This window comes from Actinopolymorpha sp. B11F2 (assembly GCF_040195635.1).
GTDB lineage: Bacteria > Actinomycetota > Actinomycetes > Propionibacteriales > Actinopolymorphaceae > Thermasporomyces.
In genome coordinates this window covers 28293-48871 of sequence record NZ_JBEFTX010000011.1, presented here as the reverse complement: position 1 = coordinate 48871, position 20579 = coordinate 28293, and the positions used below count along the sequence as shown (strand labels likewise).

Here is a 20579-nt window from a genome sequence, read left to right as displayed (position 1 = left end):
TGGATATGCCCGTAGTGAACCGGTGTGCAGCGGAGTCGTGTGCGTACAACCGCGATCAGGCCTGCCACGCTCTCGCCATCACGGTCGGCGACGCCCGTAGCGCCCAGTGCGACACGTTCTACGACGTGGCGTTCAAGGGAGGAGATCCCGCGTCCGTCGGCCACGTCGGTGCCTGCAAGATGGCCGAGTGCCAGCACAACGTCAACCTCGAGTGCCAGGCCGCCGGCATCGTCGTCGGTTACCAGCACAACGAGGTGGACTGCCTGACCTACCAGCCGGCCTGACTGCGTAAGGGTCCCGCCGCCCGAACGTGACGTCGACGGGCGTGCCTTCCTGCGATCCCGACGTGCGTGCGGGGACCGCTGACACGAGAAGCCCTCTGCTCGGGGAGACGTCACATACCGGGCGTTTGTACGTCGCCCTGAACCGCCTTGGCCGCGATGTCGCACCGGTGGTGGGATCCGGCGATGCGGATCCGGGAGACGGCAGCGTAGGCCCGGTCGCGGGCGCTCGCCAGGTCGCTGCCCTGCGCGGTGACGGCCAGCACCCGCCCACCGGACGTGCTGAGGCACCCGGCGGCGTCCTGCGTCGTTCCCGCGTGCAGGATCTCCACGCCGTCCAACGCGGCGGCGTCGTCGAGCCCCCCGATCACGTCGCCCGTCCGTGGCGCGTCCGGGTAGCCAGCCACCGAGATGACGACCGTGACGGCCGCGCCGGCGTGCCAGCGCAGCGGCTCGACCTCGCTCAGTGTGCCGGTGGCCGCGGCGAGGAGGACGGGGGCGAGGGGGGTACGCAGCAAGGGGAGCAGCACCTGCGTCTCGGGGTCGCCGAAGCGGGCGTTGAACTCCACTACCCTGAGGCCGCGCGAGGTGAGCGCGAGGCCCGCGTAGAGGAGCCCCGCGAACGGCGTCCCGCGCCGGCGGAGTTCGTCAACCGTGGGTTGCACGACCCGGGCGACGATGTCGTCGACGAGGCCGGGCGGCGCCCAGGGCAGCGGGGCGTACGCACCCATCCCACCTGTGTTGGGCCCCTCGTCGTTGTCGCCGACGCGCTTGAAGTCCTGGGCGGGCAGCATCGGGATGACGGTGGTGCCGTCGGTCAGCGCGAACAGCGTCACCTCCGGGCCGTCGAGAAACTCCTCGACGACGACCCGGTCGCATCCTTCGGCATGGGCGAGGGCGGCGTCACGGTCGACGGTGACCACGACGCCCTTACCGGCGGCGAGCCCGTCGGCCTTGACGACGTACGGCGGACCGAAGGCGTCGAGGGCGGTGGCCACCTCGGCGGGTTTTTCGCACACGTGCGCCATCGCGGTGGGTACACCGGCAGCCGCCATGACCTCCTTGGCGAACGCCTTCGATCCCTCGATCCGCGCCGCCTGTCGCGAAGGGCCGAAGCAGGCGATCCCTCTGCTGCGTACGGCATCAGCGGCCCCGGCCACGAGCGGCGCCTCGGGTCCGATGATGACCAGGTCCACGCCCAGCTTCTCGGCCAGGTCGGCGATGGCGTCGTTGTCGGAGATGTCCAGTGGATGGGCCTCGGCCACCTCGGCGATGCCGGGGTTGGTGGGGGCGGCGTGCACGGTGTCGACGGTGGGATCGCGGCGCAGGGCTAGGGCGAGGGCGTGTTCGCGGCCGCCGGCGCCCACGACGAGTACGTCCATGGCAAGCGACCCTAGACGACCCCTCCCGACCGCGGCCGCCGGACTCGCTCAGCCGCGCAGACGGTTGGCCTTCGGCCGGTGACGTCTGGGAGTCAGTCGGGGGCGGGGTAGACGGTCCGCGGGCCGGCGACTTCGGCGCCGAACGCCAGCACCCGGTCCCGCAGGCCGCGATCGGCGGTCACCACCACGACCCGGCGGGAGTCCTGGGCGTCCTCGGCCGCGACCAACTCCACGATCGTGTCGTCCGCCGAGCCGGATGCGGGGATCACGCGTACCTCCGGCGTCGCCGGCACCTTCCGTGCGGCGCCCTCCACCACGAGGACGACCTCCAGCGGCGGCTCGGCGATCGCGTCGACTCCACGGGACGCGAGGGGGGCGAGGGTGTCGCGGAGCCGGATCGTCGCGCCGAGCCGGTCCCGCCACCAGCCGTCGGGTACGGAGCCGACGACGTTCGCCGCATCGACGATGAGCAGAGTCTTGGCGGTGCCGTTCACAGGGACCACCGTTCCACGTCACGCGCGAGCCGGCCCGGCGAATGACCACGCTGAGCATGCCTGTGGCACCCGGAACAGGCGTCGACGCCTGGTGAGGTTGCACAGGCATGCTCAGCGTGGTCATTCGCGCCGCCACGGGCGAGGGCAACCGGCGCCGGCACGCGAAAGGTCCCGGGCCGGTAGCTCCGTACGGTCGGCGCCGCACCCGTCCGGCTGCTCCGTGCCGTTGACGCCGCACCCGCCAGCGCCGCGCTTCGTACGGTCAAAGCAGTGGCCGCAGGGCGATGACCTCGTCCCGCCCGGGTCCGACGCCGATGCCGGCGACAGGAGCGCCGATGAGCTCTTCGAGTGCCTTGACGTACGCCTGTGCCGCCTTCGGCAGGTCCTCGAACGACCGGCAGCCGGAGATGTCCTCCCACCAGCCGTCGAGGTACTCGTAGATCGGCCGGGCGTGGTGGAAGTCGGTCTGCGTCATCGGCATCTCGTCATACCTTGTGCCGTCGACGTCGTAGCCCACACACACGGGCACCCGCTCGAAGCCGGACAGCACGTCGAGCTTGGTGAGGAAGTAGTCGGTGAACGCGTTGACCCGGGTGGCGTAGCGCGCGATCACCGCGTCGAACCAGCCACACCGGCGCGCCCGTCCCGTCGTCACGCCGTACTCCCCACCGACCTTGCGAAGATGCTCGCCGTCGGCGTCGAACAGCTCGCTGGGGAAGGGGCCCGCACCGACCCGCGTGGTGTAGGCCTTGAGCACCCCGATCACCTTGTCGATCCGGGTCGGGCCGATTCCGGCGCCGATGCACGCCCCGCCCGCGGTCGGGTTCGAGGACGTGACGAACGGATACGTCCCGTGGTCGACGTCGAGCATCGTCGCCTGGGCACCCTCGAGCAGGACGACCTTGCCGCCGTCCAGGGCCGTGTTGAGCACTGCGGACGTGTCGGTGACGTAGCCACGCAGCGGGTCGACGTAGCGCAGGAACCCGTCGACGATCTCGTCGACACCGATGGCGCGCCGGTTGTACGCCTTGACGAGCAGGTTGTTCTTCTGGAGCAGGGCGCCTTCGACCTTCTGGCGCAGGATGCCGGGGTCGAAGAGGTCCTGGACGCGGACGCCGAGCCGGTTGACCTTGTCGGCGTACGTCGGTCCGATGCCGCGTCCGGTGGTGCCGATCCGGTTGTGGCCGAGGAAGCGTTCGGTCACCTTGTCGATGACGGTGTTGTACGGCGCGATGAGGTGCGCGTTGGCCGAGATCAGCAAACTCGCGCAGCTCACGCCGCGGCCCTCGAGCATGCTGATCTCGTCCAGCAGCACGGCCGGGTCGACGACGACGCCGTTGCCGATCACGGGTACGCAGCCGGGCGTGATGGCGCCGGAGGGCAGCAGGTGCACGGCGTAGGACTCGCCGTCGACGACCACCGTGTGGCCGGCGTTGTTGCCGCCCTGGTAGCGGACGCAGTAGTCGACCGAGCTGCCGAGCAGGTCGGTGACCTTGCCCTTGCCCTCATCGCCCCACTGGGCACCGACGAGCACTATCGCGGGCATCAGGGGTCCTTCCGAATGGCGGACGTCCGGCCGCCACCTGCGGAACGAGCGCCAGGAGTGAGGTGGCTCGCTCCGCTGCCGGGTCGCGGATCCCGGATCGTCGCAGCGAACCTGGGGCAGCCGGCTCTTGCGGGCCCAGGATAGTCCACCCCCGTCCGGGCCACTTTCGGCGCGCCATGGGCAGTGGAGCAGGCGGTAGGGTGCCGTGCGTGGAGTCCCTGCTCGTGGTGATCCCTCCCGACGCCGACGGTGTGGACGAGCACAAGGTCCAGGCCGCCATCGACACCCTGCGCGCGGAGGCCGACGTCCAGGCGGTTCGGGTACGGCTGCCTGGGGAGCTCGACGGCGCCCTGCACCGGCGCGGCGGGCGCACGGTGGTGGTGGCCGGCGGTGACCGGCACCTCCATTCGGTGGTCGCCGCCCTGCACCGGCGCAACGAGCTGAACGACGCGTTGCTCGCCGTTCTGCCGGACGGTTCCGGCCGCGGCTTCGCCTGCGGGGCGGGGGTTCCGCCCGACCCGGACGTCGCCGCCAAGACGGTGCTCGCCGGCGTCGAGCGCCGGTTCGATCTGATCGTCGACTGCCGGGGTTCGGTAGTCGTCAATGCCGTACACCTGGGCCGCTGCCCCGCGCGTGACACGCCGGGATGGTGGGGGTTGGGCGGTGGCCGGGACGGCTTCGGCGACCACGGGCCCCTGTCCGCGTTCGGTCGTCCCGCCCGTCGCCGTGGGTCGGTGCGGCCGCGAGCCCTCCACGTACGCATCGAGGCCGATGACGAGGTGGTGACCGACTTCGACCGGCCGGTGTGGTCGGTCGCGGTCACCAACGGCAGGTCCGCGATGTCGTCGGCCTCGTCGCCGCGGCCGGGTGCCGGGTCCACGGTCGCCTCGTGCGCGGCGAGTGCGGACGGTCACGCGGAGCTGGTCGTGGGCTTCGCCGTCGACCCTGTGTCCGCGGCACGGCACTGGCTCCGCCGTCCGCACCCGATCGTTCGTACGGATATCCAGACGGTCCGGGCGCGGGAGATCAAGGTCTGCGGCCAGCGGTTCTGGATGACCTGTGACGGCCAGGACAGCGGCACCGAGCAGCGGTGTACCTGGAAGGTCGTACCCCAGAGCCTGCGGATGGTCGTGCCGGCCGCCTGAACCCGGCTCGGGAGCGCACCGCCAGGGCGCTCATGCCGGCCTGGGCCGGGGTGGTGTTTTCGCCGTACGCCCTGGTGCGCGTCTCCGGCGACGGGGTATGTGTCCGACGGCGCGGCGGAAGTGATCCGAGGCGAGGAGCGTCGATGGGCGGTTGGGTGGACCACGCGATCTGGTGGCACCTCCTTCCGCTGCCCTTTCTCGGTGCCGAGCCGGTCGCGCTGCCGCCGGGGGCCGAGGTCCGGCATCGTCTGAGCCGGCTGGAACCCTGGTTCGACCATGCCGTGGAGCTCGGCTGCTCCGGGCTGGTGCTCGGGCCGATCTTCGCGTCCGAGACCCACGGCTACGACACGGTGGATCATCTCCGGATCGACCCGCGACTCGGCGACGCCGCCGACTTCGACGGGCTGGTGGCGGCGGCCCGTCGGCGCGGGCTGCGGATCCTGCTGGACGGCGTGTTCAACCATGTGGGGCGGGGGTTCCCGAGCGGTGGGCGGGCGCCGGACGAGGAGTCGACCCGGGCCGCGTGGCTCCGGCGCGGGCCGGACGGCCGCCACGTCACCTTCGAGGGGCACGACCGTCTCGCCGCCCTCGACCACGACCAGCCCGCGGTCGCGGCGTACGTCACCGACGTCATGAACCACTGGCTCGCTCGGGGCGCCGACGGGTGGCGGCTGGACGCCGCGTACGCGGTGGCGCCGACGTTCTGGAGCCGCGTCCTGCCGGAGGTGCGGCGGCGGCATCCGGAGGCGTGGTTCGTCGGGGAGATGATCCACGGGGACTATGCCGGGTACGTCGCCGAGAGCGGGTTGGACTCGGTGACGCAGTACGAACTGTGGAAGGCGATCTGGAGCTCACTCCGCGACCGGAACTTCTTCGAACTGGCCTGGTCGCTGGAGCGGCACGACGGCTTCCTCGAGGCGTTCGGCCCGATGACGTTCGTCGGCAATCACGACGTGACACGGCTGGCGAGCAGGCTCGACCGTGCCGAGTTGGTCGGACATGCGCTCGTGGTCCTGTTCACCGTGGGCGGGATACCGAGTGTGTACGCCGGGGACGAGCAGGGGTTCCGGGGGATCAAGGAGGAACGCGAGGGTGGTGACGACGCGATCCGGCCGGTGTTCCCGGACTCACCTGCCGGGCTGTCGGAGTCCGGGTGGCCGGTGTACCGCCTGCATCAGCGGCTGATCGGCCTCCGCCGGCGCCATCCGTGGCTGGTCCACGGGCGTACCACGGTCGAGCACCTCACCAACCGGGCATTCGCCTACCGGGTGACGTCGCCGGACGCCGCACGTGCGCCGGGTGGTCCGGGGGCTCGGGGTGGTCCGGGGGTGCCGGGAGGTCCGGGGGTGCCGGGAGGTCCGGGGGTGCCGGGAGGTCCGGGGGTGCCGGGAGGTCCGGGGGTGCCGGGTGGCGCCGCGTCGGCTGGGCCGGGCGTGCCGGGCGGACCACGCAGCGAGGTGGTGGTGCTGATGAACGTCGCCGACGAGGCGTACCGCTTCCCTGATGAGCTGGCTGACTCGCTCGCCCGGATGGTGATCGGCGCGAGTTCGGGTCCGGGGGTGGAGCCGGGCGAACCGGAGGACATTGCCGATCCGCTCGACGTTCCCGCGTACGGATGGCGGGTCTTCGTCCCCACCCATCCGACCTCCCCTCCCGGGACATAGGGCCCGTCTCCTGATCGGCGTCGTCCGGGACCCTGGTGGCTGCCACGGGCGGACAAGGTGTTCCTGACCTGCGCTTTCCATCAGCTCGCGTGCTGAATCCCAGAACGTCCTGCTGTTGGACAGATGGCGACCGAGGGTCCGATCCTGGCGAGGCAACGCCGGCGCTCAACCGCCGGGCGACGCCCGGAACGGGTACGTGCATACTCCCGCGAGCCGTTGACCACCGTAGAAGGGGACCGTCCATGAAACTCCGCCAGCTCGGCGATGTGCAGGTCGGCGCGATCGGGCTGGGCGCGATGCCCATGTCCATCGAAGGTCGCCCCGACGAGGCGCGCAGCCTCGCCACGATTCACGCCGCGCTCGACGCCGGCGTCACCCTCATCGACACCGCCGACGCCTACCACCTGTACGCGGGAGAGGTCGGCCACAACGAGTCGCTCATCGCCAAGTGTCTGGCGAGCTACGGCGGTGACACCTCGCACGTCATCGTCGCCACCAAGGGCGGCCACCTGCGACCGGGCGACGGTTCGTGGACGGCCAACGGTTCGCCGGCCTATCTCAAGTCCGCGTGCGAGGCTTCGCGGAAGCGGCTCGGGGTCGAGGCGATCGGGCTCTACCAGTTCCACCGGCCGGACCCCAATGTTCCGTACGCCGAGTCGGTCGGCGCGCTCCGCGACCTGCTCGACGAGGGCAAGATCCTACGCGCCGGAATCTCGAACGCCACGGTCGCGCAGATCCGCGAGGCGAACGAGGTGCTCGGCGGGCGGCTGGTCTCGGTGCAGAACCAGTACTCCCCGGCGTTCCGGAGCAGCGAGCCAGAACTCGAGCTGTGCCACGAGATGGGGATCGCGTTCCTGCCGTGGAGCCCGCTCGGCGGGATATCCCGGGCGGGTGAACTCGGCTCCCGGCATGCGGCGTTCGCGGAGATCGCGAAGGCGCACGGGGTCAGCCCGCAGCGGGTCTGCCTGGCCTGGATGCTGGCGAAGTCGCCGGTGGTGATCCCGATTCCTGGCGCGAGTCGGCCGGAGTCGATTCGCGACTCCGCCCAGGCGCCCGAGCTCTCCCTGTCCGCCGACGAGCTCGCCACCCTCGACGCCGCGTAGCCGCGGAGGCGCGTCGCCGCGTCGCTGCGTCGCCGCGGAGAAGAGACGATCGACGGCGGCCGAACTGGACAGCCGGAGCCGGGCTGTCCGGATCCGCCGCCGGGCTGTCCGGGTCCGCCGCCGTTGATCCGCTTCGACTCAGGCGTGCAGGCCGAGCTCCTTGGCGGCCGTGCTGCTCGACTCGAAGAGGAACGTCGTGCAGCGCTCGGCCTCGTCGTCCTCGCCGATCGAGTCCGCCGCCTTGGCCAGCGAGCCCAGCGCCCGCAGGAAGCCGCGGTTGGGTTCGTGTTCCCACGGCACCGGGCCATGGCCGCGCCAGCCGTTCCGTCGTAGGGCGTCAAGGGCGCGGTGGTAGCCGACCCGGGCGTACGCATAGCCCTCGATGTCCCGGCCTTCGGCGAGTGCGCGCTCCGCGAGGAGCGCCCAGGCGAGGGAGTACGTCGGGTGGGCGCGGGCGACCTCCGCGGGATCAGCGCCGCCGTCGAGGGCTGCGCGCGCCTCGGTGTCTTCGGGCAGCCGGGTCGCGGGCGGTTCGCCCAGCAAGTTGTGCGGTGTGCTCATGCCCACCATCCTGCCCGGAGTCGGGTGGGTGCCGCTTCCCGCCTGCCGGGGCGGCCGTGGACGAGCGAGGTTGCGGCGGCCTATCCTGGCGGCCGCGCGCAGGGCGCGACCGGTCCGCGGACAGGGCTCACAGCCCACCTGAGTGGTGCAGCGGTGACCGAGCGGTTCTCGACCCACGACGCTTCTCGGTTTCGGTGTGCGGACCCCGGAGCCGGTGAAGGAGCACGTCGTGTCTGACCCCGTTCACCCTGACTCCGTTCACCCTGACTCCGTTCACCCTGACTCCGTTCACCCTGACTCCGTTCACCCTGACTCCGTTCACCCTGACTCCGATCACCCTGACTCCGATCACCCTGGCCCTGATGGCCCTCGCCCCGATCGCCGTGGCCGCCGGGGCCCTGACCACGGCTCCGACCACTCGTCGCAGCCGGCCTCCGCCGCGCCGCGGCCTCTTCGTACGCTGCCTCCGCGGCCGGACCTGCGCAGGCTGCGTGACGAGGCCAAGAAGCGCCGGCGAGACGGCGAGTTCGCCCAGCTCGCCGAGGCCCAGCTGGCCGTTGCGCGTGAGCACGGGTTCGCGTCCTGGCCGCGCCTCAAGACCTACGTGGAGACCCGCGCGCTCGATCTCGACCAGCGTGCCGCGATGCTCGTGCGGTCAGCGTGCTCCTCGGACATCCGCACGGCCCGTACCCTGCTCGACGCCGAGCCCGAGCTCGCCCGCCACGATCTCGCGGCCGCGTGCGTCACAGGCGAGGTCGACGAGGTACGCCGGCGGCTTGACCGCGACCCTGGAGCCGCCACCCGCAGGACTGCGCCGTCGGACTGGCCGCCCCTGACGTACGCCTGCTTCTCCCGTTTCCTCCGCACCGACTCACGCCGCACCGACTCACGCCGCACCGACTCACGCCACGCCGACTCACGCCACGCCGATTCACGCCACGCCGACTCAGGCCACGCAGATCCTGACCGCGCGGCCCGGATCGTCGCCGTCGCCCGGCTCCTGCTCGACGCCGGTGCCGATCCGGACGCCGGCTACACCGATGACCACGGGCACCTGCAGGTACCGCTCTACGCCGCCACCGGGATCGCCAACAACGCCGAACTCACGGCGATGCTGCTCGATGCCGGAGCGGACCCGGACGAGAACGGCGGCAACGAGGCCGTCTACCACGCGGCGGAGTTCACCGACATCACCTGCGCCAGGCTGCTCCTGGATGCCGGACCGGACCCGGAGAAGGTGTCGTACTGCCTGGGCAGGGCACTGGACTTCGACAACCTTGCCATGGTGGAGCTCTTCCTCACCCACGGCGCCGACCCGAACCACGGGTCCGGCGCGCACCTTCGCAAGGCACTCCGCAACGGGCGGATGGACCAGGTAGACCTGTTGCTCGCCCACGGTGCCGACGAGACCCTGGTCAGCGACGACGACCGCGCCGTCGCGGCGTTGCTGTCGGGTGAGAGAGCGCCGGAGGCCGGCGTACAACCGCATCCAGACGTGTTGCGGAACGCCGCACAGGCGAACAACGTCTCGCTGTTGCGGCAACTACTGGCTGCGGGAGCTCACGTCGACGCCGCCCCGGACGGCGTCATGACGGCGCTGCAACGGGCCGCGTGGTGTGGCCAGGCCGATGCGGTCGAGCTGCTGTTGGCGGCAGGCGCGGATCCTGCGGCGGTGGATTCGACGTACCACTCCAACTCCGTGCAGATGGCCTGCCACGGGTCCGAGAACTGCCACGACCCGCACGGCGGACCCTCGATGCGCACGGTGGAGGAGGTACGCCACGGCGACTACCCGCGCACCGTGGAGCTGTTGCTCGACGCGGGCGCGCCGGTGCCCGAACAGGCCCTGGGTTCGGACGCCGTACGCGCGGTTCTGGTCGCGCGCGGGGCCGCCGCCGACTGACGACGGTGAAGCGAATCGGACTTGCGGGCAACGTCCGGCAGGGGTAGCGCGTCCCTCGGCACATCGCATTCCCGCGTGAAGGGACATCCCGCCGTGACCCAGCTACGTACCGCGATCGCCGTCATCGCCAGTGCCGCCCTGCTGCTGCTCGCCGGTTGCTCCGGTGATGCCGCGCCTGGCGCCGCCGGAAGCGAGGGGCAGGAGCGGGCGGCACCAGGCGAGGCGGGCAAGAGCGCGCCCGGCGGTGGTTCCGCGTACGACGGAAACTCCGGCGCCGCCCCCATGGCGCCGCAGGGTGGCGCCGCACCCGAGAGCGGGCTCCGTGCCGACGGCGACGCCGGCGTCGACTCCCGCGCTCTCCGTCCGTACGACGACAACCTGTCGACGTTCGGGCTCGACGTCGACACCGCGTCCTACGACTACGCCCGCCGGGTGCTCTCGGACGGGTCGCTCCCCGATCCGGCGCAGGTACGGCCGGAGGAGTTCATCAACGCGTTCGCCCAGGACTATCCGCAGCCCACGGGCGACGGCATCGGCGTCCACACCGACGGGTTCCGACTGCCGGCGTGGGGTGGCCCGAAGGTCGACAACGGCGGCATCGTCGCGACCGACACCCGGCTGCTGCGGGTGGGGCTGCAGACCCGCGCGGAACGGTACGGAACGCGGCCGAACGCCCACCTCACCTTTGTCGTCGACGTCTCCGGATCGATGCGCGAACCCGGGCGGCTCGACCTCGTCCAGGACGCCCTGCACACGCTCATCGACCAGCTCCGGCCGTCGGACGCCGTAGCCATCGTCGCCTACTCGACGCATGCCCGGGTGATCCAGGAGATGACGCCGGTGTGGGAGCGGGCCGACCTGCACCAGGCCGTCGACCAGCTCGCGCCGGAGGACAGCACGAACCTCGAGGCCGGACTCGTCGCGGGCTACCGGGTGGCGCGCGACGGGTTCGGAGAGGGCGTCGCCAACCGGGTGATCCTGCTGTCCGACGGCCTCGCCAACACCGGGAACGTCACTCACGACGGGATCCTGGCGCAGGTACGCGAGAGCGCCGGCAAGGACATCGCGCTGCTCTGCGTCGGCGTGGGCCGGGAGTACGGCGACCAGCTGATGGAGCAGCTCGCCGACAACGGCGAGGGGTTCGCGGTCTACGTCTCGCAGGTGGAGCAGGCCCGGCGGCTCTTCGTCGACCGGCTGCCCGGGACCCTCTCGGTGCGCGCCCGCGATGCGAAGGCGCAGGTGGCGTTCAACCCGGAGAACGTTGCCGGCTACCAGCTCATCGGCTTCGAGAACCGCGCGGTCGCCGACCAGGACTTCCGCAACGACGCCGTTGACGGGGGCGAGGTGGGTCCGGGGCACAGCGTGACCGCGCTCTACGTCGTGAACCTCCGGCCCGGTGCGTACGGGGAGGTCGCGACCGCCACCGCGCGGTGGCTTTCGCCGCGGACCGGTGCCGCCGACGAGGCGCGGTCGGTGGTGTCCGTCGCCGACCTGGACCTGCCGTACGCCGCCGCGTCCCCCCGACTCCGGCTCGACTACGTAGCCGCGACGTTCGCGGTGTGTCTGCGCGGTGCCGGCTACGGAGTGGTCGGGTCGGGCAGGGAGTACGTCTACGGCTGCGGTGGAGGTGTGGTGTACGACCGTGGCGACGTGGAGCCGGACGGCGCGCTGGATGGCGGCGGGGCCGGGTTCGACGGTCGCGGTGACGGGTTGGGCGATGGCGGGTTGGGAGGCGAGGTCCCGCCGGGTCACCCGCTGCCGGGTCCGTCCGTACCCGAACTGGTGTCGTGGCAGCAGCTCGCGGCTGAGGCCGACGCTCTGGCGGCGGCGACCGAGGATCCGGACGCCGCGACCCTCGCCGGCCTCATCCGTCGCGCGGGCGAACTGATCTAGCCCTGGAGGCGCCGGCCGATCAGGTGGGTGAGGCGAAGTAGGCCTCGGTGAGCCAGCCGCGTACGTCATCGTCGACGTCTTCAGGTTGGTGGAGCCTGACGACGTGGAACGTACGGCTGCCCGTGCCGCGGATCGTGCGCGAGATCCGGGGATGGTCGACGGTGTGCGAGAGCGTGAACGACAGTGCAATCCACCGTGTCATCGGACGCAGCTCGGCGAAGGTCCGGGTGCGTTTGAGGAAGATCCCGACCGACACGGGCTCGACGTGGACCGGTCCGAGGGACTCGACGTGGTGGCGTACGGCCTCGAAGATCGGACGTTCACGGTCAGGGCCGGTGGAGAAGTACTCCTCCAGTGACATCGCCGGCGCGCACTCGTGTGACTGGTTGCGGCGTCCGAAGCGGCGCTCGCACTCCGGGCAGGTCCAACCAGCAGCCATGGCCACATCATGGCCCGGCTGCGCGGCATCGGGCACGGGCAAGGAGATCCAGAAAGTGGTCGCGGCAGCGCCCCTCATCGAGTCCCGTGGAACGGTTCGTCCGGAGCGCCGCCGCTGGAGCAAGTTTTGTGGCAGGCCGGACGGCCTCGCAATACGTGTCTCAGCGGGAGTTCCAGGTAATCGAGGCCAGATTCGGACACCACCCTTGGTAGCGGCAAGCGCTTGCCGTGTACGAACAGTCACGATTTTCCGTGAATCGGGCATCCGGGGCCCGTCTCGTCGGTGAATGACCACGCTGAGCAGGCTTCTGGCACCTGGAACAGGCATCGGCGCCTGTCCGGAGATCACAGGCATGGGCAGCGTGGTCATTCACCCAAGCGAACCGCCTGCCAGGGCGGCGAGCCCGTGGGGCCAACCCGCGCTCAGGGCGAACCTGCGCTCGGGCGAACCTGCGCTCGGGCGAACCCCGCGCTCGGGCGAACCCCGCGCTCGGGCGGAGTCCTAGTTCTTCGCCAGGGTCGTACCCGTCGAACGCAGGGCCTCGCAGGCGTCCGCGACCCGCTTCGCCATCGACGCTTCGGCGGCCTTGCCGTAGGAGCGCGGGTCGTACACCTTCTTGTCGCCGACCTCGCCGTCGACCTTGAGCACGCCGTCGTAGTTCTTGAACATGTGGTCGGCGACGGCGCGGGTGAAGGCGTACTGCGTGTCGGTGTCGATGTTCATCTTGACCACGCCGTAGTCGAGCGCGGACCGGATCTCCGACAGCAGCGACCCGGACCCGCCGTGGAAGACCAGGGAGAACGGCTTCTCCCTGCCGAACTTCGCCCCCACCTCGTCCTGGATGTCCTTCAGGATCTCCGGACGCAGCTTGACGTTGCCCGGCTTGTAGACACCGTGCACGTTGCCGAATGTCAGCGCCGTGATGTAGCGGCCCTGCTCACCGAGACCGAGCACCTCGGCGGTACGCAGACCGTCGCCGGGCGTGGTGTAGAGCTTCTCGTCGATCGCGCCGACGATGCCGTCCTCCTCGCCGCCGACGACACCGACCTCGATCTCGAGGATGATCTTGGCTGCGGCCGCCTTCGCCAGCAGGTCCTTCGCGATCTCGAGGTTCTCCTCCAGGGGCACGGCCGATCCGTCCCACATGTGCGACTGGAACAGCGGGTCCTCGCCACGGGCGACCCGCTCCGCCGAGATCTCGAGCAGTGGCCGGACGAAGCCGTCGAGCTTGTTCTTGGGGCAGTGGTCGGTGTGCAAGGCGATGTTGACGGGGTAGTTCTTGGCGACTTCGCGGGCGTACGCGGCAAAGGCCGCGGAGCCCGTCACCATGTCCTTGATCGTGGCGCCGGACAGGAACTCCGCTCCGCCCGTCGAGACCTGGACGATCCCGTCGCTCTCGGCTTCGGCGAACCCACGGAGCGCGGCGTTGAGAGTCTGCGAGGAGGTCACGTTGATAGCCGGATATGCGAACGCGCCGTCCTTGGCGCGGTCGAGCATCTCGGCGTAGACCTCGGGAGTGGCGATAGGCATGAGCGCTCCTCGGATGGTTCATCGATCCTCGCGTCGTTCTCAGTATCCCGGACGTCACCAATCAGCTGTTTCTCGGGCCGCGCCCTGACAGATGACTGCCGACTGACTGCCCGGGGGCAGGTGGTGTAGCTCAGGCAACCTGGCCATGATCATGGAGGCAAAGTCGGCTGTGGGCCGCGAAATCTTCGTGATCACGATCATGATCACGGGAGACCCGGGTGCGGTCAGCGCGGGCGCAGCCAGGGCACCTGGCCGGCGTCACTCGCCCGGGCGAGGTCGATGTGGACCTGGTAGCGATCACCGCGGTACCACGACGTGATCCGCTCGACCGGTCGCCCGCCGGCGGTCGACGTACGATCCAGCACCAGCAGCGGCGACCCGGCCGCCACCCCCAGGATCCGTGCGGTCTGGGCGTCGGCGATCTCCGACCGCAGGGTCTGCTTGGCCGCGTCGATCACCACGCCGTACGAACGAGCCAGGATGCCGTACAGCGACTCCGACAGGTCCCGGTCGAGCAACCCGGGTGCCGGTTCCGCGACGTACCACCCGTTCTCCAGGGCCATCGGGATGCCGTCGGCGATCCGCAGCCGCTCGATCCGGTACGCCTGCTGGCTCGCCGACAGCCCGAGCGCCTGGCGGATCGCGACCGGCGGGACGAGCTCGACCGAGCGGAGCACCACCGTCGAGGGTTCATGGCCGCGTCGGCGCATGTCCTCGGTGAACGACGTGAGCTCCAGCATGGAGTCGACCCGGGGTGCCGCGACGAACGTCCCCTTCCCGCGTACGCGATAGAGCCGACCCTCCGCCACCAGCTGCCCGATCGCTTCGCGCACCGTCAGCCGGGAGACGTGGTAGCTGGCCATCAGCTCACGCTCGGACGGGATCGGTGCGTCGGAGGTGAGGTCTTCGGTGATGAGCGTTTCGAGGATGTGCCGGAGCTGGAGATGTTTGGGCACGGGCCCGTCGGTGACGACCCGCGGCCGTTCGCCCACGGTTGACTCCTCCTGCCGGCTGCCCGGCTCGCCGATCAGGGCGCCACCCGGCGTCGCCAGCCGGCCCTGCCACCCGAGGCTGCCAGCCGGCCCTGCCGGCCGGCACTGGTCGCCGGCAGCTGCCGGCAGTCCGCTGTCGCCGGGGCGTCCTCGCTCCGAGAAGTGTGCCCGGTTATGGTCCGCCCAGGCATGTACGGACGCATCTTGTCACGCGAGGGATGCCGGACCCACTCGAAAGGCGCTGTATGACCACCCAGATGGCCCGGGAGATCGGCGAGCAGCCGGACGCCGTCGCGCGGACCCTGGACGTCCTGCGTCCGCTTCGGCACGACCTGGCCCGGCTCGCCGCGGGAACGCGGCACATCCTGTTCGTCGCGCGTGGTTCGTCGGACAACGCCTGTGTCTACGGGCGGTACCTCGTCGAGATCCACGCCCACCGGATGGCCGGCCTCGCGGCGCCGAGTGTCGCCACCCACTACCACGCCGAGGTCGACCTCACCGACGCCCTCGTCGTGTGCGTCTCCCAGTCGGGCGAGACCCGGGAGATCGTCGAGACCCTGGAATGGGCGACCTCCCGCGGCGCCCGGACCGTGGCGGTGACGAACGAGGGTGGAAGTGCTCTCGGGCGAGCTGCAGACCTGACCCTCGAGACACACGCCGGCGAGGAACGCGCCGTCCCGGCGACCAAGACCTACACGACGCAGCTCGCCGCGATGGCGGTGCTCGCGACCGCGCTCGCGCCCGATCCCACGGAGCTCGACGCACATCTGGCACGAGTGCCGGACGAGATGGCCCGACTGGTCGAGCTGCGTACCGGCGTCGACGAGGCCGCCAAGTCGCTGGTCTCGTCCGCGGAGACGTTGGTCTCCGGTCGCGGCCTGCTCTTCGGCACCGCGCTCGAGGTCGCGCTCAAACTGGAGGAGACCTGCCTGCGGCCGGTGCGTGGACTGTCGTACGCCGACCTCCGGCACGGCCCGATCGCGGTCGTCGACGCGGATGTGGCCGCGATCGTGGTGGCGGCACCTGACGGTCCGGTCGTGGGCGGGCTCACCGAGGTCGCCGTCGACCTGCGGGAGCGTGGGGCCCGCACCATCGGGATCGGCGGGAACGCGGCCTTCGCCGAGTCCTGCGCGCTGTGGGTACCCGGGCCGGACCTGCCGGAGCCGGTGGCCCCGCTCGCCACCGTCGTACCCGGGCAGCTCATCGTCGAGGCGCTCGCCCGCCAGCTCGGGCTCGATCCTGACTCGCCGCGTGGCCTGTCCAAGATCACCCAGACCGACGCCACCTGACGTTCCTCTTCGCGGTGGCTTGGGGTGTGGGGATCCTGACGCGCGGGCCGGTTACGATAAAGCGTGATGTGCGCTTTCTTCATTCGTCTGCGGTCAGAACGCCTCACCGACGCCCGGTGAGGGTCTGACCGGACCCTGCTTCCGCGCTGCCGTCCAGGACGCCGCGCGGAGTGCGTGATATTCCTCCGCCGCGCTGAGCGCCGCGACTGACGCACATCCCCTGAACCATTGAGCAGTGCAGCCGTACGACCTTCCCGAGTGATCTCGGTGGGGCTTTTCATGCCCTGTCCGCATGCCACTCGTGGAGGCCTTCATGCCTGCCCGCCCCTACCACACCGGCCGCTCCCACCGGGTCCCGCCGAGTAGTCGCACCACCGGCGCCCGCCGACACGCGGGTTCGCGTGGCGGCAACTGGCACGGTATCCATCTGCTGCGTTCGGGCTCGATCATCGATGGCGTGGTGTCATCGGCGGCGTTGGGTCCCGACCACCTGGTGCTCGACCTCGGCGCCGGCCCGGGCACGCTCACCGCTCCGTTGGCCGAGACGGGAGCCCGGGTGCTCGCCATCGAACGCGAGGCCGGCTTCGTGGCCCGCCTCCACAAGAGATTCGGCGACTGCCCGAACGTCCGCGTCGTCGAAGCGGACCTGCGGGTGGTCCCCCTTCCCAGGAAGGCCTTCCAGGTGGTGGCCTCGATCCCGTACGCACTGTCGACCGGCTTGTTCCGCCGACTTCTCGATCCCGCTCAGACCGCCATCGACGCGGCGGACCTGGTGGTGGAGTGGGGGTTCGCGAAGCGCATGACCAGGCGGATTCCGCGTGATCTCGAGACGGCCTGGTGGGGTGGGCGGTTCGAGCTCCGGATCGTCCGCAAGGTCCCGACGGCGGCCTTCTCACCCGCGCCGGCGGTGGACGGCGCGCATCTCGAGGTACGCAGGCGGCCGGGCATGGCGCGACGACCGGTCGCCGGCGCCTTGCACGGTGTGCTGGCGGCCGCCTACAGGGAGCCTCGTCGTACGACCCGGGAGGTCCTGGCCACGGTCGTCCCGAAGAAGCGGGTGAACGGTCTGCTCTCCCTCGCCTCGCTCCCGCCGACGGCCGCGGCGGGGCAGATCGACGTTGCACAGTGGGCCGACGTCGCCCGCCGTATCGCCGCCGACCCGACTCTGCCGAACCCGCCGCTTCCACGGTCCCTCGAGCGGGGACCTTCCTTGAACGCCCGGCGGAGGTGGTGACATCCGACTACCCGCAGGCCCGCGCGGCCGCGGCCTGCGGGTAGTCGCCGCCGCCATGGAGGATTCGCGCCGCTGGTGCGTTCTGGCCGATCGAGGCTTCGCGGGCCCGCCGGGCTGCTGTCGAAGAATTCAGACACCCTGGGTTTCGATATGACTACTGTGCGCGTTAGTCTCATCCCTGCAACGGTCCGTCCCGGCGGGCCGGTGAACCACAGCCACCCGGCTGCGTCCAGAGGTGGGTGTCAAGGCGGGCTTTCCTCGGCCCGAAACACCCTTGCGCCCTTGGCGTTCCACCGACGGTCGCAGTACCCGGGTAGAGCGGCGGGCATGTGCGCCAGGCGTCCACGGCGCCGGAATGCACCCGGCACGACCTCACGGGTCAGCGGTCGCAGGAGGGGGGTGACCGCTGATCGCGAGGTTGGTTGCCGCGTCAGCTTTCCGGCCCGCCTGGTCGACACTCGGGGGACGTCCGCCGGCCCGGTGGGCTGGCACGAGCGAATTCGGAGGCGGATCCGCTCGTGCCAGCCGCTGAGGTTGGCGCCGCCGCCGCTGGCGTACGGCGCCGCCAGGGTGCCGGCCGAGGCGAACGGCTACGGTGGCAGCCCTGGGCGTTGTGCGGCACGGTGGTTGCCGAGTTGACACTGCGCGGCGCGGCCACGGTACGGAGGTTGGCGGGTGTCGGAACGCAGGGCGATCGAGTGCTGGCTGGCCGACATGGACGGCGTACTCGTCCACGAGGGTCAACCGGTCCCCGGCGCCGCCGAGTTCGTCCGGCGGCTACGGGAGTCGGACAAGAAGTTTCTGGTCCTCACCAACAACTCCATCTACACCCCGCGCGATCTGCGCGCCCGGCTGAGCACGGCTGGTTTGGACGTTCCCGAAGAGGCGATCTGGACCTCCGCGCTGGCGACAGCGAGGTTTCTCGAGGACCAGTCGCCGGGAGGTACGGCGTTCGTCATCGGCGAGGCGGGACTCACCACCGCCCTGCACGGGATCGGCTACGTGCTGACCGATCGCAACCCCGACTACGTCGTGCTCGGCGAGACCCGGACCTACAGTTTCTCGACCATCACGACGGCCATCCGGCTGATCAAGGATGGAGCGCGGTTCATCGCCACCAACCCCGACCCGGTGGGACCGTCACCGGCCGGCGTGCTGCCGGCCTGCGGCGCGGTGGCGGCACTCATGACGAAGGCCACCGGTGCCGATCCGTACTTCGTCGGCAAGCCCAACCCGCTGATGATGCGCAGCGCGCTCAACCGGCTCGAGGCGCACTCGGAGACGACGGCGATGATCGGTGACCGGATGGACACCGACGTCATCTCGGGGGTCGAGGCGGGCCTGCGTACCGTGCTCGTCCTCAGCGGGGTGACGCGGCGCGAGGAGATCGAGCGCTTTCCGTACCGCCCCTCGCGGGTGGTCGACTCCGTCGCCGACCTGCTCGACGAGATCTAGCGTCGGGCTCTTCCGTCTTCCATGATCATGAAGGAGAAGTCGCCCATACGCCGGAAACCTTCACGATCACGATCATGATCACGGTTTCTGGTCGAACGCATGACGCCGGATCCATGCGTGCATCGCGATCGCCGCTGCGGCACCGGCGTTGATGGACCGGGTCGAGCCGTACTGCGCGATGGAGAGTACGGCGTCGCAGGCAGCCCGGGCATCGGGCGAGAGACCTGGGCCTTCCTGGCCGAAGAGCAGGACGGAGGCGCGCGGCAGGTCGTACGTCTCCAGCGGCACAGCGCCCGGCAGGTTGTCGACACCCAGGACGCTCAGGTCCTGCGCGTGCGCCCAGGCTGCCAGCGTGGCCGGGTCGGGGTGGTGGCGGACATGCTGGTAACGATCGGTCACCATCGCTCCCCGGCGGTTCCACCGCCGCCGCCCCACGATGTGCACTTCCCGCGCCAGGAATGCGTTGGCCGTACGTACGACCGAGCCGATGTTGAGGTCGTGCTGCCAGTTCTCGATCGCGACGTGGAAGTCGTGCCGGCGCGCGTCGAGGTCGGCGACCACGGCCTCCCGACGCCAGTAGCGGTACCGGTCGACGACGTTGCGCCGATCGCCCTGGGTGAGCAGGTCGGGGTCGTAGCGCGGGTCACTCGGCCGCTCCCCCTGCCACGGTCCCACACCCACCTCGAGGCGGAGGTCGTCCTCCACACCCGGCTGAGCCCCGTGATCATGATCGTGATCATGAAGGCTGGGAGGCTCCATGGCCCCGTACGGCTTCATGATCATGGAACGGGCCTCCGCCGGTCCTCCGCCGTCGGCAGCGGGGTCGTGTTCACAGCTCACCTGCCCATCCTGGACCAGGGCTGCCGCGACGCGGCGAGATGCCCCGAGCGGGCGGCTCCGGACAGGCGCCACCGATAGGCTCGCCAGGTGTCGACGACGAATCTCGCCCTGCTCCCTGACTGGCTCGATGCCCAACACATCCTCGACTCGCTGGGGCCCTACGCCCTGATCGGCGTCCTGATCATCGTGTTCGCCGAGTGCGGACTGCTGATCGGCTTCTTCCTTCCCGGTGACTCCCTGCTGTTCACGGCGGGCCTGCTGGTCGCCACCGGCTCGATCGATGCACCGTTGTGGCTGGTGTGCGTCCTGATCGTCATCTCCGCCTGCGCCGGCAACCTGGTCGGCTACGGCATCGGCTACCGCGCGGGTCCGGCGATCTTCAACCGGCCCGACTCGCGACTGTTCAAGAGGGAGTACGTCGACAAGACGCACGCGTTCTTCGAGCGCTACGGCGCCCGGGCGATCGTGTTGGCGCGATTCGTTCCCATCGTGCGGACCTTCATCACTGTCATTGCCGGCGTGGGCCGGATGGACTTCCGCAGGTACGCCATCTACACCACGGTGGGCGGGATCCTGTGGGGGGCCGGGGTGACGGTGCTCGGGTACTTCCTGGGCCAGATCGCGTTCGTACGAGACAACATCGAGGCGATGCTGATCCTGATCGTGTTCGTGTCGGTGATCCCGATCGGGGTCGAGTTCCTCCGGGCGTGGAGCCACAACCGGCGAGAGAACGCGAAATCGGAGAGCGGCGAGGCTCCGGCATCCTCGCTCCACGACCGCCGCTGAGGCCTTCGTCGGTGCGGTTGGCTCCCGTACGCCCCGTACGCT

At 70.5% G+C, this 20579-nt stretch carries 18 protein-coding genes; 10 read left to right on the top strand and 8 right to left on the bottom strand.

Going from position 1 to position 20579, the window contains the following annotated elements:
* Positions 1–5: 5 nt before the first annotated feature.
* Positions 6–284 carry a DUF1540 domain-containing protein gene (locus ABN034_RS20010; protein ID WP_349692675.1) on the top strand — a complete coding sequence of 93 codons (279 nt, stop codon included), beginning with the start codon at positions 6–8 and terminating at the stop codon, positions 282–284.
* A 110-nt stretch (positions 285–394) separates the two neighbouring features.
* On the opposite strand, the gene purD is transcribed toward ABN034_RS20010, so the two are convergent.
* The 3 genes from purD to ABN034_RS19995 all read right to left on the bottom strand — a co-directional run bounded on the left by purD (position 395) and on the right by ABN034_RS19995 (position 3703).
* Positions 395–1663 carry a phosphoribosylamine--glycine ligase gene (purD, locus tag ABN034_RS20005; RefSeq protein WP_349692506.1) on the bottom strand — a complete coding sequence of 423 codons (1269 nt, stop codon included), beginning with the start codon at positions 1661–1663 and terminating at the stop codon, positions 395–397.
* Positions 1664–1755: 92 nt separating this feature from the next.
* Positions 1756–2157 (bottom strand): PIN domain-containing protein, encoded by a 402-nt coding sequence (locus ABN034_RS20000; RefSeq protein ID WP_349328290.1) that lies wholly within the window; start codon positions 2155–2157, stop codon positions 1756–1758.
* A 262-nt stretch (positions 2158–2419) separates the two neighbouring features.
* Complete coding sequence (locus tag ABN034_RS19995; protein WP_349692505.1) at positions 2420–3703, bottom strand: adenylosuccinate synthase; 1284 nt, start codon at positions 3701–3703, stop codon at positions 2420–2422.
* Positions 3704–3912: 209 nt separating this feature from the next.
* Between ABN034_RS19995 and ABN034_RS19990 the strand changes: the two genes are divergently transcribed.
* From ABN034_RS19990 to ABN034_RS19980, 3 genes are all read left to right on the top strand, one after another.
* A complete protein-coding gene (locus tag ABN034_RS19990; RefSeq protein ID WP_349692504.1) occupies positions 3913–4848 on the top strand; it encodes a diacylglycerol/lipid kinase family protein in 936 nt (311 codons plus the stop codon).
* 143 nt (positions 4849–4991) lie between these two features.
* Positions 4992–6512 carry an alpha-amylase family protein gene (locus ABN034_RS19985; RefSeq protein WP_502879065.1) on the top strand — a complete coding sequence of 507 codons (1521 nt, stop codon included), beginning with the start codon at positions 4992–4994 and terminating at the stop codon, positions 6510–6512.
* A gap of 242 nt (positions 6513–6754) precedes the next feature.
* Entirely contained in the window at positions 6755–7615 is an 861-nt protein-coding gene (locus tag ABN034_RS19980; RefSeq protein WP_349692503.1) for an aldo/keto reductase, read from the top strand.
* A 138-nt stretch (positions 7616–7753) separates the two neighbouring features.
* Here the strand turns inward: ABN034_RS19980 and ABN034_RS19975 are convergent, their stop codons facing one another.
* On the bottom strand, positions 7754–8176 hold the full coding sequence (locus ABN034_RS19975; RefSeq protein ID WP_349692502.1) for a DUF3151 domain-containing protein: 423 nt from the start codon (positions 8174–8176) through the stop codon (positions 7754–7756).
* 229 nt (positions 8177–8405) lie between these two features.
* Here ABN034_RS19975 and ABN034_RS19970 point away from each other — a divergent pair, with 229 nt between their 5' ends.
* Both ABN034_RS19970 and ABN034_RS19965 read left to right on the top strand, forming a co-directional pair.
* Positions 8406–10079: an ankyrin repeat domain-containing protein gene (locus ABN034_RS19970; protein ID WP_349692501.1), complete on the top strand. Its 1674-nt coding sequence runs from the start codon at positions 8406–8408 to the stop codon at positions 10077–10079.
* Between the two features lie 75 nt (positions 10080–10154).
* Positions 10155–11972 (top strand): vWA domain-containing protein, encoded by a 1818-nt coding sequence (locus tag ABN034_RS19965; RefSeq protein WP_349692500.1) that lies wholly within the window; start codon positions 10155–10157, stop codon positions 11970–11972.
* Positions 11973–11991: 19 nt separating this feature from the next.
* Here the strand turns inward: ABN034_RS19965 and ABN034_RS19960 are convergent, their stop codons facing one another.
* The 3 genes from ABN034_RS19960 to ABN034_RS19950 all read right to left on the bottom strand — a co-directional run bounded on the left by ABN034_RS19960 (position 11992) and on the right by ABN034_RS19950 (position 14933).
* Positions 11992–12411: a DUF5655 domain-containing protein gene (locus tag ABN034_RS19960; protein WP_349692499.1), complete on the bottom strand. Its 420-nt coding sequence runs from the start codon at positions 12409–12411 to the stop codon at positions 11992–11994.
* Between the two features lie 501 nt (positions 12412–12912).
* Positions 12913–13941, bottom strand: a complete 1029-nt coding sequence (gene fbaA / locus ABN034_RS19955; protein ID WP_349692498.1) for a class II fructose-bisphosphate aldolase — start codon at positions 13939–13941, stop codon at positions 12913–12915.
* A gap of 224 nt (positions 13942–14165) precedes the next feature.
* The gene (locus tag ABN034_RS19950; RefSeq protein WP_349692497.1) at positions 14166–14933 is read right to left on the bottom strand and encodes a GntR family transcriptional regulator; all 768 of its coding nucleotides are present in this window, start codon (positions 14931–14933) and stop codon (positions 14166–14168) included.
* A 245-nt stretch (positions 14934–15178) separates the two neighbouring features.
* Here ABN034_RS19950 and ABN034_RS19945 point away from each other — a divergent pair, with 245 nt between their 5' ends.
* The 3 genes from ABN034_RS19945 to ABN034_RS19935 all read left to right on the top strand — a co-directional run bounded on the left by ABN034_RS19945 (position 15179) and on the right by ABN034_RS19935 (position 18911).
* On the top strand, positions 15179–16222 hold the full coding sequence (locus tag ABN034_RS19945; RefSeq protein ID WP_349692496.1) for an SIS domain-containing protein: 1044 nt from the start codon (positions 15179–15181) through the stop codon (positions 16220–16222).
* 313 nt (positions 16223–16535) lie between these two features.
* Positions 16536–17456, top strand: coding sequence for a ribosomal RNA small subunit methyltransferase A (locus ABN034_RS19940; RefSeq protein ID WP_349692495.1), 921 nt, complete (start codon positions 16536–16538; stop codon positions 17454–17456).
* A gap of 714 nt (positions 17457–18170) precedes the next feature.
* Positions 18171–18911, top strand: a complete 741-nt coding sequence (locus ABN034_RS19935) for an HAD-IIA family hydrolase (RefSeq protein WP_349692674.1) — start codon at positions 18171–18173, stop codon at positions 18909–18911.
* A gap of 78 nt (positions 18912–18989) precedes the next feature.
* Here the strand turns inward: ABN034_RS19935 and ABN034_RS19930 are convergent, their stop codons facing one another.
* Positions 18990–19751 carry a TrmH family RNA methyltransferase gene (locus tag ABN034_RS19930; RefSeq protein WP_349692494.1) on the bottom strand — a complete coding sequence of 254 codons (762 nt, stop codon included), beginning with the start codon at positions 19749–19751 and terminating at the stop codon, positions 18990–18992.
* Between the two features lie 87 nt (positions 19752–19838).
* Here ABN034_RS19930 and ABN034_RS19925 point away from each other — a divergent pair, with 87 nt between their 5' ends.
* A complete protein-coding gene (locus ABN034_RS19925) occupies positions 19839–20537 on the top strand; it encodes a DedA family protein (protein WP_349328277.1) in 699 nt (232 codons plus the stop codon).
* Positions 20538–20579: the final 42 nt, after the last annotated feature.

What these genes read in the sequence shown, in the direction of transcription:
- purD (WP_349692506.1), bottom strand. Translation starts at nt 1,663, where the DNA reads ATGGACGTACTCGTCGTGGGCGCCGGCGGCCGCGAACACGCCCTCGCC.
- ABN034_RS19935 (WP_349692674.1), top strand. Translation starts at nt 18,171, where the DNA reads ATGGACGGCGTACTCGTCCACGAGGGTCAACCGGTCCCCGGCGCCGCC.
- ABN034_RS19945 (WP_349692496.1), top strand. Translation starts at nt 15,179, where the DNA reads ATGACCACCCAGATGGCCCGGGAGATCGGCGAGCAGCCGGACGCCGTC.
- ABN034_RS19980 (WP_349692503.1), top strand. Translation starts at nt 6,755, where the DNA reads ATGAAACTCCGCCAGCTCGGCGATGTGCAGGTCGGCGCGATCGGGCTG.
- ABN034_RS20010 (WP_349692675.1), top strand. Translation starts at nt 6, where the DNA reads ATGCCCGTAGTGAACCGGTGTGCAGCGGAGTCGTGTGCGTACAACCGC.
- ABN034_RS19960 (WP_349692499.1), bottom strand. Translation starts at nt 12,411, where the DNA reads ATGGCTGCTGGTTGGACCTGCCCGGAGTGCGAGCGCCGCTTCGGACGC.
- ABN034_RS19975 (WP_349692502.1), bottom strand. Translation starts at nt 8,176, where the DNA reads ATGAGCACACCGCACAACTTGCTGGGCGAACCGCCCGCGACCCGGCTG.
- ABN034_RS19995 (WP_349692505.1), bottom strand. Translation starts at nt 3,703, where the DNA reads ATGCCCGCGATAGTGCTCGTCGGTGCCCAGTGGGGCGATGAGGGCAAG.
- ABN034_RS19940 (WP_349692495.1), top strand. Translation starts at nt 16,536, where the DNA reads ATGCCTGCCCGCCCCTACCACACCGGCCGCTCCCACCGGGTCCCGCCG.
- ABN034_RS19985 (WP_502879065.1), top strand. Translation starts at nt 4,992, where the DNA reads ATGGGCGGTTGGGTGGACCACGCGATCTGGTGGCACCTCCTTCCGCTG.
- fbaA (WP_349692498.1), bottom strand. Translation starts at nt 13,941, where the DNA reads ATGCCTATCGCCACTCCCGAGGTCTACGCCGAGATGCTCGACCGCGCC.